This window comes from Sphingomonas yunnanensis (assembly GCF_019898765.1).
Lineage (GTDB): Bacteria > Pseudomonadota > Alphaproteobacteria > Sphingomonadales > Sphingomonadaceae > Sphingomonas > Sphingomonas yunnanensis.
The window spans coordinates 83,711-98,356 of the sequence record NZ_JAIOKB010000002.1 but is presented as its reverse complement, the minus strand read 5'-3'; the positions used below and the strand labels follow the sequence as shown (position 1 = coordinate 98,356).

The window sequence follows — 14,646 nt, the reverse complement described above, 5'->3', positions numbered from 1 at the left end:
TCGGCTCTGCGGCTGACGTCGGTGTGTCCGGATTCCCGCCTGCACGGGAATGACGGATACGGTGTGGCGGGTGGAGCGACCTTCAATGAGCTGTTGTCCCAAGGGCGCGGCGCATAGCGACGACCGCACGTCGTGACGCCCCCTTCACGCATCGACCGCCACCCCCGAGGCCTGTTCCCATCCTTACGGACCCAAAACGGTCGAAGTGCGTTTCTATCTCATGGCAGACGACAACGATCGAGTTCATCTCGAGACCGACGAGGCCCGCGCCGGCAGCACGCCAGGCATGACTCGCTACATCCTCGCGGCATCGCTCGTGCTGATCGTCGTGGCCTTCGCCGCCATCCTGCTTTCCTGACACGATGCTTGAACAAGTGGTGCGTGACGGGCTGGCCAACCGGCCGACCGATACCTATCTTCCAGCATCGAACGAGCGCCAGGACGGCGCCGCGTCAGCACGACGGAGCGGCATGACCCAATCACCCTCGCATGCGGACGAGGCGTCGGCGCCGGCGCCGACGGAATATGTCGCGCTATCGGATCCTGAGTTCAAGAAACAGCTCGCGCTGGTGATCCCTCACCTGCGCGCGTTCGGGCGCTCGCTCTCCGGCAACCGCGATCTCGCCGACGACCTGGTGCAGGAGACGCTGCTGAAGGCCTGGGCGGCGCGCAAGCGCTTCCAGGCCGGCACCAACATGCGCGCGTGGACCTTCATCATCCTGCGCAACCTGTTCCTCAGCCAGATGCGGCGTGCGCGCTTCAAGGGCGAGTGGGACGATCTCGTCGCCGACCGCGTGCTCGCCGCGCCTGCCAGCCAGGACAAGCACGTCGAACTCGCCGACATGCAGCGCGCGTTGATGCATCTGCCGCAGCCGCAGCGCGAGGCGCTGATCCTCGTCGGCGCGGGTGGCTTCGCCTATGAGGAAGCCGCCGAGATCTGCGGCGTGGCGGTGGGCACGATCAAGAGCCGCGTCGCCCGCGGTCGTGTCGCGCTCGAAGCGTTGATGACCGACGGTGCGCTGTCGTCCCGCCGCGACCATGAGGTGAGCGGCGACCGGACGACGCTCGACTCGATCATGAACGAGGTCGACGAACTGAGCCGCGACCGCGATGCGTGAGGGTGGGGCGACGTCTGGCGAGCCGACGGTTTAGCCTACCACGCCGTCATCCTAAGCTAGTCTCAGGGCTCGCCCGCTTCGGGTGTGAGATGACGGCGTGGCGCGACGAGCGCTACCCGGGCCTTCTCGATGGATCGGGGCGATCTGCGTGGGGCGGGCTCGCGAACTTTCCGGCTTCCGTCTCGGCAGAGAAGTTGATCCTGATACGAGTCCAGGACGGCGTCATGCTCTAACCCGGCCTCGCGTTGTGAATGGCCTGTGATCGCTAACGCACGCGCCCCCGTCAGCTCGCGCCCACCCTCGACAGTAGCTGCGCCATATCGCTCGGCAGCGCCTTGTCGCGCCGGTACGCCGCGCGCAGCGACCCAGCGAGCACATCCCCCGCTTGCGGCGCGTGGACGACATAACCGCCGCGCGCGCTGCCTGAAGAAGAGGGGTGATCTGCTACCATGTTGCGGCAACGTGCGACCTCGGCTTAGGTTTCGCCATGATGACTCACTCGTTCGACGAGGCGCGCCGACGGGCGGAACAATTCGCTCCGTTTCTGAACACCTTGCTCCAACGAGAGGCGGTCACCGCGGCCGTCCTCGACACCCCCGACCTTCCCCTCGCACGGCGGCTGCGGCTGGAGCGGCGCGCATTGGCGCTAGAGGTGGCGCTGGGGGACCTGGCGGGGGCGCTCGACCTCAGCGCGGTCACCGGACGGCTGACCGACTTCGCCGACTCGGCGCTCGACCGCGCCATCACGGGTGCGATCGCGGAGCGCACCCCGGACGCCGCGCCGCGCGGGTTCGTCGCGATCGCGCTCGGCAAGCAGGGCAGCCGCGAGCTCAATTATTCGTCCGACATCGATCCGATCTTCCTCTACGACCCCGCCACCTTGCCGTGCCGCGCGCGCGAGGACGTCGCTGACGCGGCAGTGCGGGTCGGCCGGCGCGTGCTCGAGCTGCTGCAGGCGCGCGACGCCGATGGCTATGTGCTGCGCGTCGATCTGCGACTACGCCCCTCGCCCGAGGCGACGCCGATCGTGATCCCGATCGACGCCGCGATCAGTTACTATGAATCGCAGGCGCTGCCGTGGGAACGCGCCGCCTTCATCCGCGCGCGCGTCGCGGCGGGCGACCGCGCGCTGGGTGCCCGTTTCCTCGAGGCGGTGCGCCCTTTCGTGTGGCGGCGCAGCCTTGACTTCGGCGCGGTCGGCGAGATCCTCGACATCACGCGCCGCATCCGCGACCATCACGCGCAGGGACAGGCGTTCGGCCCGGGCTACGACCTCAAGCGCGGCCGCGGCGGCATCCGCGAGATTGAGTTCTTCGCGCAGATCCACCAGCTCATCCACGGCGGGCGCGACGCGTCGCTACGCGCGCCCGCGACGCGCGACGCGCTCGCGGCGCTCGCCGCCGCGGGACGGATCGACGGCGCTGACGCTGCCGCGCTGACACAGGCCTATACGCTGCTGCGAACGATCGAGCATCGCGTCCAGATGATCGACGATCGGCAGACCCACGCGCTGCCGTCGGGCGAGGCGCTCGACCGCGTGGCGCGCCTCCACGGGCTCGACGACGGCGCGGCGTTGCTGGCGCTGCTCGCGCCCGAGGTGGAACGAGTCGCCGCGGCGTTCGATCGGCTTGCTCCCGTCGCCGCCGCGGGTCTGCCCTTCGACCCCGCGCGGCTGGGCGAGACGCTGCGTGAGGCCGGGTTCGTCGACAGCGAGGACGCGGTGCGGCGCGTCACCGCTTGGCGCGAGGCGCGTTATCCGGCGCTGCGCTCCGCCGCAGCGCAGAGCGCGTTGGAGGCGGTGCTGCCCGCGTTGGTCGGCGCGCTGGCGCAGGCGCCGGTGCCCGCGGTCGCGCTCAATCGCCTGGACCGGCTGTTCGAGCGGTTGCCGAGCGCGGTCAACGTCTTCCGCCTGCTCGAGGCGCGCCCGGCACTCACCGCGCTGCTCGCCGAGCTGCTCAGCCACGCGCCGACACTCGCCGATGAGCTGGCGCGTCGGCCAGACCTGCTCGACGGGCTGATCGACGCCAGCGCCTTCACGCCGGTCGGCGAGATACCGGCGCTGGTCGCGGAGATGCGGGCGGTCGAGCAGGGCGCCGACTATCAGGCGCTGCTCGATCACGTGCGGCGCATCGTCGGCGACAAGCGCTTCGCGCTCGGCGCGCAGATCGTGGCCGGCGCGGCCGACCCGCTCGATGTCGCGGCCGGCTACGCGCGCGTCGCCGAGGCCGCGATCGAGACGCTCGCCGGCGCCGCCCTCGCCGAATTCGAGCGCGCGCACGGGCGCGTGCCCGGCGGCGAGCTGGTGATCCTCGCACTCGGGCGGATGGGCGGGATGGCGCTGACCCACGCCTCCGACCTCGACCTGATCTACCTTTTCACCGGTGAGTTCACCGCCGAGGCGGACGGCGCCAAGCCGCTCGGCGCGACGCTCTACTTCACCCGGCTGGCGCAGCGAGTCACCGCGGCGCTCTCGGTGCCGACCGCGGCGGGCCCGCTCTACCCGGTCGACACGCGGCTGCGACCCTCGGGTGCGCAGGGGCCGCTGGTGGTCAGCCTCGACAGTTTCGCGCGCTACCAGCGCGAGGAGGCATGGACCTGGGAGCATATGGCGCTGACGCGCGCGCGCGCCGTCTTCGGCTCGCACGCGGCGCGCGCCGCGGTGGAGGCGATCGTCGCCGCGGTGCTGGCGGGCGAGCGGCCAGAGCGCGACGTGCCCGCCGAGGCGGCAGAGATGCGCGCCGAGATGGCGCGGCACAAGCCGCCGCAGGGGCCGCTCGACGCCAAGCTGCTGCCGGGCGGTCTGGTCGACCTCGAATTCGCGGTGCATGTCACCCAGCTGACGCGGCGCTGCGGCTTCGACCCGCGGCTCAGCGTCGCGATCGACGCGCTGGTGGCGGAGGGGGCGCTCGCGCCAGCGATGCGCGACGCCTACGCGCTGCTCGCGCGGCTGCTCGTGACCGGGCGGCTGGTCGCGCCCGACGCGCAGGAGCCCGGCGCCGCGGCGACCCGCGCGCTGATCGCGCGCGCGGTGATGCTGCCCGATTGGGAAACGCTGCTTGCCACGCTGGACCGGGTGCGCGAGAGCGTCGCCGCCCAGTGGCAGGAGAGTATCGCGTGGACACCATCCCCGACGTCACCTTGACCGGCACCGACGGCGCGTCGCTGCGGCTGCGCGACCTGCCGCGGCCGCTGATCGTCTATTTCTATCCCAAGGACGACACGCCCGGCTGCACCCATGAGGCGCTCGACTTCTCGGCGCTGGCGAGCCGCTTCGCCGCCGCGGGCGCGACGATCATCGGCATCTCGCGCGACACCGTGGCCAAGCACAACAAGTTCATCGCGCGCCACGGCCTCGCCATCCCGCTCGGCAGTGACCTCGACGGCAGCGTCACCGAGGCGTTCGGCGTCTGGGGCGAGCGACAGATGTACGGCCGCACCTATATGGGGATCGAGCGCGCGACCTTCCTCTACGGCGCCGACGGCCGGCTGGTGCGCGCGTGGCGCAAGGTGAAGGTGCCGGGCCACGCCGAGGAGGTGCTGGAGGCGGCGCGCGCGTTGGGGTGAGAGGCGGCTGAGCGCATCGAGCGTCGCTGTGCGCTCAGAGCGTCCCCGCGCAGGGGGGCGTCGGTCAGAGCCCCCGTCATCTCGGACCAAGACCGGGATGACGGATGCTTATCCTGCGTCTCCTGCGCCCGATCACCGCAGTGGTCACGCCCGCATCATCGCCCCACATCGGAGCAAATCCTCTCTCGACGCCAGTCACCCGCACCGATCCGCCACCAAGAATCACGCGTAACCCACGTAATTCGCGCCAACCGTCGCTACTCGACTCGGCGAATTACAACGACTCGCCGCGTCTCTCCGTCGATCGGGCGCGCTCCTGTGCCGCTGCTCTTGCCCGATTAACCCTGCTCAGGTCACAAACCTTTGTGCCTGGGAGGCTTCGTCTCCGGGGCGGCAGTACGGGATGGGGAAGACCGCGCGGCAGCCCGCCGCCCGGTCACAGTCTTTGATCTGGGGTTCGATGAACGACACCGCTCTCACGCCGGCCGCGCGCCCGCTCGATCGCCTGCGCGCCGCCTACGGCACGCGTCGCCTGATGGTACGCGGTGGCGCCGCGATGGTCCTGGGTCTCGCCGGCTATGGCGCGGTCGCCGCCAGCCAGCAGGTCGCGGTCGCGACCGGGCTCAAGCCCGCACCGACCAGCGAGCGCAAGCTGGCCAAGATGGAGCAGAAGGTCGCCCAGCTCCAGACCCGCGTCGCGACCATCCGCCGCACCGCCGAGCTTCACGCCGGTCGCATCGAGCAGCGCCAGGCGCTGCTCGCCGCCGCGCTGACCGGCGAGGGCGAGAGCCGCCAGCTGGCGCGTGCCACGCTGGCGATCGACCCCGACGCCACGCGCCTCGCCGCCGACACGATCAAGCCGTTCCTCCGCGTCGAGACGCGCCAGGCCGAGCTCGCCGCGGTGGCGCAGCGCGAGCTCGACCAACGCTACGCCGCGACCGCCAAGACGGTGCGCAAGCTGGGCATCTCCACCGCCCGCTTGGCGAAGGGCGGCAGCGCGATGGGCGGCCCGCTGGTCGAGGCCAACAGCGCCGAGGCGCGCGCCGACCTCGCCGCCGACCAGCAGTTCCGCTCGCTGTTCATGAGCTGGAAGAAGCTCGACCGGCTCGAGCAGGGCGTGATCGCGATCCCCTCGGTGCAGCCGGTGCAGAAGCTGCAGTTCACCAGCAATTTCGGGATCCGCAGCGACCCGTTCCGCGGCACCGCGGCGATGCACGCCGGCGTCGACATCCCTGGTCCCAGCGGCACGCCGATCTACGCCACCGCCGATGGCGTGATCAGCCACGCCGGCCGCCAGGGCGGCTATGGCAACATGGTCGAGATCAACCACGGCAAGGGCATCGCGACGCGCTACGGTCACCTGTCGAAGATCCTCGTCTCCGATAACACGCGCGTGAAGCGCGGCCAGCTGATCGCGCTGATGGGCTCGACCGGCCGCTCGACCGGCCCGCACCTCCATTATGAGGTGAGGATCGACGGCCATGCGGTGAACCCGGTGCCGTTCCTCACCACCGCCGATTATCTGATGGCCGCGCAGGATCGTGCCGTCGGCCAGATCCCGGTGTCGACCTCGGGCCCCGTGCCGCAGGACTGACCTTCGCCGATTTAGGAGGGGAGGGCCGGCGCCGCGCCAAGCGGGCCGGCCCTTTCTCGTTGCGGGGGATGACGCCTTTCTGAAGGGAGCTCTCGTCATCCCCGCCTTGAGACGGGATCCATCCTTCCGCGCGAGCAGACGCGCGCAGCCTTCGCGGCGCCGTGGATCCCGGCTCGAGGCCGGGACGACGATGCGTGCGTCATGCGACGAATGCCGGAAACGAGGGAGCTGAGAGGTCATGTCCGCCTTCGCCCCCTTTCCCCCGCCGCTACCCACGCCTATCTTACCCGCATGGCCACGCTCGCACCTGCTATCGCGCTCACTCCCGCCGCCGCCGCGCGCGTCGCGGCGATCGCGGCGCGACAGAGCAAGCCCGCCATCCTGCGCCTCGCGGTCGAGGGCGGCGGCTGCTCCGGCTTCCAATATCGCTTCGGCTTCGCCGACGCGCCCGAGGCGACCGACCTCGTGGTCGAGACCGACGGCGTGCGACTGGTGGTCGATGATGTGAGCCTCGATCTCGTCCGCGGTGCCAGCGTCGACTATGTCGAGTCGCTCGGCGGCGCCTCGTTCAAGGTCGAGAACCCGCAGGCTGCGAGCGGCTGCGGCTGTGGCACCAGCTTCTCCGTCTGAGGTGCGCGCGGGGCAAGACAAAGCCCGCTCAGCACGATAGATCGTCGCGGGTGAAGATCGTCACCTACAACGTCAACGGCATCAAGGCGAGGCTGCCGCGGCTGCTCGAGTATCTCGAGGAGGCGCAGCCCGACGTCGTCTGCCTCCAGGAGCTCAAGTCGAGCGACGAGACCTTCCCCGAGGCGGAGGTGCGCGCCGCCGGCTATGGTGCGGTCTGGCACGGGCAGAAGGGCTTCAACGGCGTCGCGGTGCTCGCGCGCGGGGCCGACCCGGTCGAGCGCCAGCGCGGGCTGGAGGGCGAGCCCGAGGACGAGCACAGCCGCTACCTCGAGTGCGACGTCGCCGGGCTGACCGTGGCCTCGATCTATCTGCCCAACGGCAATCCGCTGCCCGGTCCCAAGTTCGACTACAAGCTGCGCTGGATCGAGCGGCTGCGGACGCGCGCGGCGCAGCTTCTCGCCAGCGAAGTGCCCGCGGTGCTGGCGGGTGACTATAATGTCATACCGAATGACGACGACGTCTTCTCCGTGCGCGCGATGGCGAGCGACGCGCTGATGCAGCCGGAGAGCCGCCAGGGCTATCGCGCGCTGGTCGCGCAGGGCTGGACGGACGCGCTGCGCGCGCGCCACCCGCGCGGCGGCATGTGGACGTTCTGGGACTATCAGGCGGGCGCGTGGCAGCGCGACGCGGGCTTCCGCATCGATCACCTGCTGCTGAGCCCCGCGGTGGCGGACCGGTTGGTCGAGGCCGGCGTCGACAAGGACTATCGCGGCCGTGAGAAAGCCAGCGACCACGCGCCGACCTGGGTGCGACTGCGATGATCCGCGCCGGCCTGCTCGCCGCCGTGCTGCTGCTCGCCGCTGCGCCCGCCGCGGCCGAGGAAGAGGACGGCAAACGCTTCTGCCCCAACCGCCCGTCGCTCGGGGCGAGCGGTTGCGTGACCTTGCCGGGGCAGGTGCAGGTGGAGGTCTCGGGGGTCGACTGGCAGCGCGACGATAGCGGCGATTCGCGCGAGGACCTCACCTTGTTCGGCGACGTCACCGCGCGTTTCGGTCTCACCGCGAACAGCGAGTTGCAGGTCGAGTTCACCCCGCTCGGTACGCTGCGGACGCGCGACAAGGCGACGGGCGCCGTGTCGCGCAAATGGGGCGCGGGCGACACGGTGATCGGCTATCGCTACGCGCTCAGCCACCCTGACGGGAACGCGGTCTCCTCGGCGATCCAGCCCTATGTCGCGCTGCCGACCGGGCGCGCCGGGATCGGCGACGGCGACTGGGCTGCGGGCGTGATCGCGCCGGTCTATTGGCAGATCGACAAGCGCTGGAGCCTCGACTTCACGGGCCAGGCCGCGGCGGCGGTCGACGACGACGGCAACGGCCGCCACTTCGACGCGAGCGGCGTGGTCGGGCTGGGCTACGCGCTGACCGACAGCCTCACCGCGGTGGCGGAGTTGTCGCTGGAGCGCGACGACGATCCCTCGGGCCATGTCACGCGCACGCTCGCGGCGGGGTCGCTGGCGTGGCAGCCGACCAAGCGCACCCAGATCGACCTGCTCGCGGTGGCGGGGCTCAACCACGACGCACCCGACGCGCGGCTGGTACTGGGCGGCGCGTTCATGTTCTGAGTGGAGAGGGGCGACATCTCTCCTGTTCCGGCGCCATCCTGAGCTTGTCTCAGGATCCACCTATCCGCGAAGAGTAACGGCCGGTGATCGAGCGGCGCGGTGGACCCTGAAACGAGTTCAGGGTGACGCCGAATTCATGGCTGTCCTCAGCCTACGCCGTTCCGTCGGGCTCCTGCACCGCGATCAGCTCGAGCACCTGCTTCGCGCCTTCGTCGCTCGCCGCCGCGAGCTTGAGCGGGCGCGCACCCAGCCCGACATCGGCGTTGAGAAAGGCCATCGCCCCAGCGAGGCCGAGCCGCTCGGTCGCCGCGCGGACCACCTGGCTCTCGCGCGCCGCGCTCTCGGGCGAGAGCTTGGGGACGCTGCTGGCGGGACGGAAATAGGGGCGGCGCGGCGGGCGCGGGGCGGGCTGCGGCTGATCGCTCACGCGCCGACCACCACGGTCGGGCGAGCGACGCCGGCGAGCCACTGCACGTCGGCGATCCGCGCGGCATAGCCCCGCGCGCAGATCCGGTACGATTCGCGGCCGGTCGCGCTGACGGAGTCGGACGCGCGCGCGATCGATACCTGGTGGCGTGAGTAGAGCTCGTTGAGGTCCATGTCGGTCTCCCTGCGTGCAAGCGGGAGCGCGTGCGGTCTCTCAGCTGTCCAGGCTCGCGTGGTCAGATCTGGACAGTTGATAGGAGATGGGGTGCGCGCGCCCGACCACAAGGGCTCGCCACCTTCTGGCGCAATCCGCCGGATGTCGGCGAGTGGCAGCGGGGAGTGGCGGGCGCTTTATGAGTAAACCACTGTAATAGTTATGAAATCAGGGTTGGCACAGTGTCTGCAAAGCACCTGCCGTCCCCGATCAACGGGGCAGGGAGACACTGCCATGAACGCCACGATCGTCGCCGCTTTGACCAGCCTGGTCCTCGTCGCGCCCGCTCAGGCCGAGCCGACCGCGCCGTCCGCCGTCGCTACCACCGCGGCGACCCCGGCCGAGGGCGGCGTCAGGGCGCGGAACCCCAGCACGCGCTACTGCTACAACACCGAGGCGACCGGCTCGCACATCATCCAGCGCGTCTGCCACACGCGCGCCGAGTGGAAGGAGCTGGGCGTCAAGGTCCCCGAGAGACTGTGACGGCCGCCAGCGGGCGGACGGGAGAGAGCGGCGCCGCCCCGGCCGAGGCGCGCGGCGTCGCCGGCTCCCCAGGATCAGAGCGCCCGCTCGTAGACCTGATAGACCTTGTTGATCTGGCTCTCGATCGCGGTGGCGATCGAGTTCATCCCCTGGTTGTCGTCGAGGATCCAGCCGATCTCGCCGCGCGAGGCGCCGTAGTTCGCCACCGAGGCCTTGCGGATCGCCTCGATCATCATGAAGGCGAGCTGGCTGGCCAGCCGCGAGGACTGCAGCTCCTTGCGGACGCCCATCAGCGGCACGCGCATCGTGCGGACGCGTGGCTTACGCAGCCAGAGCAGCAATTTGGCCCAGCCGAACGGGAGCAGGCTCCCGTTCAGCGGGCGGATCGCCTCGTTGAGGTCGGGCAGGGTGATCATGAACGCGACCGGCCGGCCGTCGACCTCGGCGATGCGGATCAGGTCGTTGAAGACGATCGGTTTGAGCTTGACGCCGACGTCCTTGATCTCGGGCGGGGTGAGCGGAACGAAGCCCCAATTGTCCGACCAGGCGTCGTTGAGGATCTCGAGGATGATCGCGGCTTCCTCGTCGAAGCGCTTCTTGTTGACCTCGCGCACGACGATGCTCTTGTTGTTCTCGCCCGAGCGAATGATCCGCTTCACGATCGGCGGGAACTCCTGCGTGATGTCGAGCTCGTAGGTGACGAGCTGCTTGACCGGCTGGTAGCCGGCGCGCTCGATCCACTCGCGATAGATCGGCTTGTGGTGCCCCATCATCACCGTCGGCGCCTGGTCGAAGCCCTGGATCAGCAGGCCGGGTTCCTCCCAGATCGACATGCTGATCGGGCCGAGCGCGCGCGTCATGCCCTGCTCGCGCAGCCATGCCTCGGCGCGCTCCAGCAGCGCGCGGAAAATGCCCTCGTCCTCGGCGTCCATCAGCCCCCATTGGCCGACGCCCGGGCCGAAGCCCTGTGCGGCGGGCATCTCGAGCGCGAGCGTGTCGATATGCGCCGAGATGCGTCCGACCACGCGGCCGCCGCGCCGCGCCAGGAAGAGCTGCGCCTTGGCATGGCTGAACCAGCCGTTCTTCTCCGGCGTGATCAGTCCCAGCGCCTCGCCCTTGAGCGGCGGGACCCAGTGAGGATCGTCGGCGTAGAGGCGGAACGGAAGGTCGACGAACGCCTTCCGCTCGCTCTTGGTGGTGACCGGCGTGATGGAGAGATCGGACATGGCGCTCGCCCGTAAACGGAGAAAGCGATCATAGCGAGCGAGCTTTTACTGGCAACGGGGACCGCGCCCGTCCTGTAAAGGTCACGCTGTCGCCACTATGTTGGACCAATGAACAGTGCCATGAACACGATGACCTTCGAGAGCACGGGCCGAGGCGCGTCGATCGCGACGCGGGCGGCGCTCGCCGACGACAAGGCGATGCTGCGCGCCGCGGCCGAGCTCACCCGCGACCTCGTGCAGCCGCGCCCCGCGCTCTACTGGGCCGACCTGATCGGCTCGGCCGTGGTCGGCTATGGCGCGCTCGCGGTCTCGATCGCGGTCGCCTCGACCGGCTGGGCGGTGCTCGCCGGCGTCGTCGCGGTACTCGCCCTGTATCGCGGCATGAGCATGATCCACGAGATCAGCCACATCAAGCACGCCGCCGTGCCGGGCTTTCGCGCCAGCTGGAACGCGCTGATCGGCGTGCCGATGATGATCCCCTCGTTCATGTACGAGGGCGTGCACAACCTGCACCACGCCAAGACTCGCTATGGCACTTCCGAGGACCCAGAGTATCTTCCGCTCGCGCTGATGCGGCCGTGGACTTTGCCGGTGTTCATCCTCGTGTCGGCGCTGGCGCCGGTCGGGCTGCTGATCCGCTACGCGCTGCTAGCGCCGCTGTCCGCGCTGTCGCCGCGGCTGCGCGAGGCGGTGGTGGCGCGCTACTCGGCGCTGTCGATCAACCCGCACTTCCGCCGCCGTCCGCCGCAGGGCGAGGAGAAGGCGCGCTGGACGCGCTGGGAGATCGTCACCAGCCTGTGGGCAGTCGCGCTGCTGACGCTGACGGCCACCGGCGTCGTGTCGTTCAAGGCCTTCGCGATCTTCCTGGTGGTCGGCTCGGGCGTCGCACTGATCAACCAGGTGCGGACGCTGGTGGCGCATCTGTGGGAGAATGAGGGCGAGCCGATGAGCGTGACCGCCCAGTATCTCGACACGGTCAACGTGCCGCCGCCCGCGCTGCTGCCGGTGCTGTGGGCGCCGGTGGGGCTGCGCTACCACGCGTTGCACCATCTGCTGCCGGGCCTGCCGTACCACGCGCTGGCGGAGGCGCACCGGCGCATCTCCAAGGTGCTCGAGCAGGATTCGCCGTATCATAAGGCCAATTACGCCGGCCTGCCCGGACTCGTGGGCAAGCTCGCCGCGGCGACGATGCGGGGGCGGTGAGGGGAGGGGGCCGGTCCTCTTGCCAGCGTCATCCTGAACTCGTTTCAGGATCCACGGTCCCGCAGGCGCCGCAGCCGGAGGGTATGTGCCACGGTGAATCCTGAAACGAGTTCAGGATGACGCCAGTGGAGGAGGTGAGGGTGCCGCCCCTCTCTTCCTCCCGCTCCGGCGAACGCAGGAACCAGAGCCGCGAAGATCACCATCCGCCGTCCTAAGATCCTACGTGCGCCGCAGCACGGGCCAGCGCCCGCGCCTCTTACTCCTCCGTCCGCAGCAGCACCGCCTCGCCGATCAGCAGGAACAGCAGGAACGGCGCCCAGGCCGCGAGGAACGGCGGGTAGGCGCCCAGATTACCCATCGCCAGCGCGAACTTGTCCGCCATGAAATAGGCGAAGCCGAGCGCCATGCCGATCACCGCGCGGACGAACAGCGCGCCCGACCGCGCGATACCGAACGCCGCCACCGCGCCGAGCAGCGGCATCAGCACCGAGGACAGCGGCCCGGACAGCTTGTGCCACAGCACGCCCTCGAGCGACTTGGTCGGCCGTCCCGCCTCCTCCAGGTCGGAGATGGCGGCGCGCAGCCCGGTGAAGGACAGCGCCTCGCCGTCGACGTTGGCGAGCGTGAACTGGTCGGGGGTGACACCGCGCGCCACCATCACCGCACCGAGCGGGGTAAGCGCGCCCGAGGCGACGTCGAAGCGCTTGGCCGGCCACACCTTCCAGCCGTCGTCCTGGCGCACGCCGTTGGGGGCGGTGATCAGCCCGCGCAGCCCGCCATCGGGGTTGCGCTCGTAGACGGTGATCCCGCCCAGCCGCGCCGCCTCGCCGCGCCCGTTGATCCGGTCCGCCGAGATCAGGTTGTTGTCGGCGCGTACCCAGACGTTGGTGCGATCCCCGCGATCGAGCGGCATCGCGCCGTAATTGACCTTCTGCCACGCGCTCAGCTCGGCGGTGGCGCGGCTGACGACTCGGTCGTTGAACGCGAACGTGACCAGCGCGATACCGACGCTCGCGATCACCAGCGGCGCCAGCACCTGGTGCGCCGACAGCCCGGAGGCCTTGAGCGCCACCACCTCGCTGTTGGCGTTCATCGTGATCAGCGTCAGCACGGTGCCGAGCAGCACCGAGAAGGGCAGGAAGGTCGAGATGATCTGCGGCGCGCGCAGCGAGACGTAGCGCCACACCTCGGCGTCGCCGTTGCCTGCCGTGCCGAGGATGCGCCCGCTCTCGCTCAGCAGGTCGAGCGTCTGCAGCACCAGCACCAGCCCGAACAGGATGCCGAAGGTACGCGTGAGGAACAGCCGCGCCATGTAGATCGCGACGGTGCGCGACGGGAAGAAGGCGTTCACGCGCGCGCCTCCTTGCGGCGGCGACCGGGCAGGTAGCGCGCGATCATCGCCCAGCCCTTGCCGAAGAACCGCTCGAGCGCGCCGATCGGCTGTCCGCCCGGGACATAGGCGAGCGTGTAGTACATCCACAGGATCAGCGCGCCGAACAGCAGGAACGGCACCCACAGCGCGATCAGCGGGTCCACCGCGCCGCGTTCTCCCACCGCCGCGGCATATTGGTTGATCTTGTGATAGGTCACCACCATCACGATCGACAGGAACACCCCGAGCGCCGAGCTGGAGCGCTTGGGCGGCACGCCGAGCGATACCGCGAGCAGCGGCAGCAGGAACATCATCGCTACCTCGACGACGCGGAAATGGAACTCGGCACGACTGCCGTCCCGCTGCGCCTCGCTGGCGTTGCGGGCATGGCCGAGCTGGGCGAGCTGGGGCAGCGTATATTCCAGGTTCTTGCCGCCGCGCGTGCGGAAGCTCTCGAAGCGCGGCAGGTCGATCGGCAGGTCGTGCGAGCTGAAGGTCAGCACCCGCGGCGTCGGGAAGTCGGGGCGGTTGTGGATCAGCGTGCCGTCGGTGAGGCGGAAGATGATCACGTTAGGGTCGTCGGTGGCGAGGAACTGGCCGGTCTCGGCGGTGACGCCGGCCCAGTCGTTGCGCGGCGTCAGCGCGTGGAGGAAGATGCCCGAGAGCCGACGCCCGCTGTCCTGGCTGCGCTCGATCCGCAGCGTGATGCGGTCGCCCAGGTGGGTGAACTCGCCGACCTTGATCGAGGCGCCGAGCGCGCCGGTGCGCAGCTCGAAGCGCAGCTTCTCGTAATTGTAGCGCGCCAGCGGCTGGACATAGCCGACGATCGCGATGTTCAGCGCGGCGAGGATGATCGCGTACATGAAAGGCACGCGCAGCAGCCGCGAGTAGCTCATGCCGACCCCGCGCATCACGTCGAGCTCGCTCGAGGTGGCGATGCGACGGAAGGCCAGCAGCACGCCCAGCATCAGCCCGATCGGAATGCCCAGGCCGAGATATTCGGGCAGCAGGTTGGCCAGCATCTTCCAGACGACGCTCACCGGGCCGCCCTGGGTGATGACGAAGTCGAACAGGCGGCCGATCCGGTCGAGGATCAGCAGCATCGAGGCGATCAGCAGGGTGGCGAACAGCGGCAACGCGATCAGCCGGGCCATGTAGCGGTCGATCGAGGTGAACAAGGTGCGGCGCTGCC

At 69.8% G+C, this 14,646-nt stretch carries 15 protein-coding genes; 10 read left to right on the top strand and 5 right to left on the bottom strand.

The features are described from left to right. Positions 1–220 precede the first annotated feature (220 nt). The 8 genes from K7957_RS06630 (at position 221) to K7957_RS06595 (ending at position 8,530) form a co-directional block, all read left to right on the top strand. Complete coding sequence (locus tag K7957_RS06630) at positions 221–358, top strand: hypothetical protein (protein WP_183945210.1); 138 nt, start codon at positions 221–223, stop codon at positions 356–358. A gap of 112 nt (positions 359–470) precedes the next feature. Beyond that, entirely contained in the window at positions 471–1,118 is a 648-nt protein-coding gene (locus tag K7957_RS06625; RefSeq protein ID WP_183945211.1) for a sigma-70 family RNA polymerase sigma factor, read from the top strand. Between the two features lie 487 nt (positions 1,119–1,605). Then, complete coding sequence (locus K7957_RS06620; RefSeq protein ID WP_425517174.1) at positions 1,606–4,260, top strand: bifunctional [glutamine synthetase] adenylyltransferase/[glutamine synthetase]-adenylyl-L-tyrosine phosphorylase; 2,655 nt, start codon at positions 1,606–1,608, stop codon at positions 4,258–4,260. Then, on the top strand, positions 4,233–4,682 hold the full coding sequence (locus K7957_RS06615; protein WP_343228330.1) for a peroxiredoxin: 450 nt from the start codon (positions 4,233–4,235) through the stop codon (positions 4,680–4,682). The genes K7957_RS06620 and K7957_RS06615 overlap by 28 nt, the downstream gene beginning before the upstream one ends. A 460-nt stretch (positions 4,683–5,142) precedes the next feature. Further along, the gene (locus K7957_RS06610) at positions 5,143–6,276 is read left to right on the top strand and encodes a M23 family metallopeptidase (protein ID WP_223011212.1); all 1,134 of its coding nucleotides are present in this window, start codon (positions 5,143–5,145) and stop codon (positions 6,274–6,276) included. Between the two features lie 291 nt (positions 6,277–6,567). After that, a complete protein-coding gene (gene erpA, locus K7957_RS06605) occupies positions 6,568–6,906 on the top strand; it encodes an iron-sulfur cluster insertion protein ErpA (RefSeq protein ID WP_223011211.1) in 339 nt (112 codons plus the stop codon). Between the two features lie 50 nt (positions 6,907–6,956). After that, entirely contained in the window at positions 6,957–7,727 is a 771-nt protein-coding gene (gene xth, locus K7957_RS06600; RefSeq protein WP_223011210.1) for an exodeoxyribonuclease III, read from the top strand. Next, positions 7,724–8,530 (top strand): transporter, encoded by an 807-nt coding sequence (locus K7957_RS06595; protein WP_223011209.1) that lies wholly within the window; start codon positions 7,724–7,726, stop codon positions 8,528–8,530. The genes xth and K7957_RS06595 overlap by 4 nt, the downstream gene beginning before the upstream one ends. Before the next feature lie 151 nt (positions 8,531–8,681). Here K7957_RS06595 and K7957_RS06590 read toward each other — a convergent pair whose 3' ends face one another. Beyond that, entirely contained in the window at positions 8,682–8,957 is a 276-nt protein-coding gene (locus tag K7957_RS06590) for a hypothetical protein (RefSeq protein WP_223011208.1), read from the bottom strand. Continuing rightward, positions 8,954–9,130, bottom strand: coding sequence for a hypothetical protein (locus K7957_RS06585; protein ID WP_223011207.1), 177 nt, complete (start codon positions 9,128–9,130; stop codon positions 8,954–8,956). Before K7957_RS06585 ends, K7957_RS06590 begins: the two co-directional genes overlap by 4 nt. Before the next feature lie 274 nt (positions 9,131–9,404). Here K7957_RS06585 and K7957_RS06580 point away from each other — a divergent pair, with 274 nt between their 5' ends. Further along, positions 9,405–9,653: a hypothetical protein gene (locus tag K7957_RS06580; RefSeq protein ID WP_223011206.1), complete on the top strand. Its 249-nt coding sequence runs from the start codon at positions 9,405–9,407 to the stop codon at positions 9,651–9,653. A 74-nt stretch (positions 9,654–9,727) separates the two neighbouring features. Here the strand turns inward: K7957_RS06580 and K7957_RS06575 are convergent, their stop codons facing one another. Then, entirely contained in the window at positions 9,728–10,879 is a 1,152-nt protein-coding gene (locus tag K7957_RS06575) for an N-acetyltransferase (protein WP_223011205.1), read from the bottom strand. Positions 10,880–10,999: 120 nt separating this feature from the next. Here K7957_RS06575 and K7957_RS06570 point away from each other — a divergent pair, with 120 nt between their 5' ends. Further along, the gene (locus K7957_RS06570; protein WP_246616822.1) at positions 11,000–12,082 is read left to right on the top strand and encodes a fatty acid desaturase family protein; all 1,083 of its coding nucleotides are present in this window, start codon (positions 11,000–11,002) and stop codon (positions 12,080–12,082) included. Between the two features lie 256 nt (positions 12,083–12,338). On the opposite strand, the gene lptG is transcribed toward K7957_RS06570, so the two are convergent. Both lptG and lptF read right to left on the bottom strand, forming a co-directional pair. Then, positions 12,339–13,394, bottom strand: a complete 1,056-nt coding sequence (gene lptG / locus K7957_RS06565) for an LPS export ABC transporter permease LptG (protein ID WP_223011756.1) — start codon at positions 13,392–13,394, stop codon at positions 12,339–12,341. Between the two features lie 35 nt (positions 13,395–13,429). Then, positions 13,430–14,608, bottom strand: a complete 1,179-nt coding sequence (lptF, locus tag K7957_RS06560; protein ID WP_223011755.1) for an LPS export ABC transporter permease LptF — start codon at positions 14,606–14,608, stop codon at positions 13,430–13,432. Positions 14,609–14,646 lie beyond the last annotated feature (38 nt).

Excerpts from the sequence above, each read along its gene's own strand:
- K7957_RS06630 (WP_183945210.1), top strand. The coding sequence starts at position 221 with ATGGCAGACGACAACGATCGAGTTCATCTCGAGACCGACGAGGCCCGC.
- K7957_RS06625 (WP_183945211.1), top strand. The coding sequence starts at position 471 with ATGACCCAATCACCCTCGCATGCGGACGAGGCGTCGGCGCCGGCGCCG.
- K7957_RS06620 (WP_425517174.1), top strand. The coding sequence starts at position 1,606 with ATGATGACTCACTCGTTCGACGAGGCGCGCCGACGGGCGGAACAATTC.
- K7957_RS06610 (WP_223011212.1), top strand. The coding sequence starts at position 5,143 with ATGAACGACACCGCTCTCACGCCGGCCGCGCGCCCGCTCGATCGCCTG.
- erpA (WP_223011211.1), top strand. The coding sequence starts at position 6,568 with ATGGCCACGCTCGCACCTGCTATCGCGCTCACTCCCGCCGCCGCCGCG.
- K7957_RS06595 (WP_223011209.1), top strand. The coding sequence starts at position 7,724 with ATGATCCGCGCCGGCCTGCTCGCCGCCGTGCTGCTGCTCGCCGCTGCG.
- K7957_RS06585 (WP_223011207.1), bottom strand. The coding sequence starts at position 9,130 with ATGGACCTCAACGAGCTCTACTCACGCCACCAGGTATCGATCGCGCGC.
- K7957_RS06580 (WP_223011206.1), top strand. The coding sequence starts at position 9,405 with ATGAACGCCACGATCGTCGCCGCTTTGACCAGCCTGGTCCTCGTCGCG.
- K7957_RS06575 (WP_223011205.1), bottom strand. The coding sequence starts at position 10,879 with ATGTCCGATCTCTCCATCACGCCGGTCACCACCAAGAGCGAGCGGAAG.
- K7957_RS06570 (WP_246616822.1), top strand. The coding sequence starts at position 11,000 with ATGAACACGATGACCTTCGAGAGCACGGGCCGAGGCGCGTCGATCGCG.
- lptG (WP_223011756.1), bottom strand. The coding sequence starts at position 13,394 with ATGGCGCGGCTGTTCCTCACGCGTACCTTCGGCATCCTGTTCGGGCTG.
- lptF (WP_223011755.1), bottom strand. The coding sequence starts at position 14,608 with ATGGCCCGGCTGATCGCGTTGCCGCTGTTCGCCACCCTGCTGATCGCC.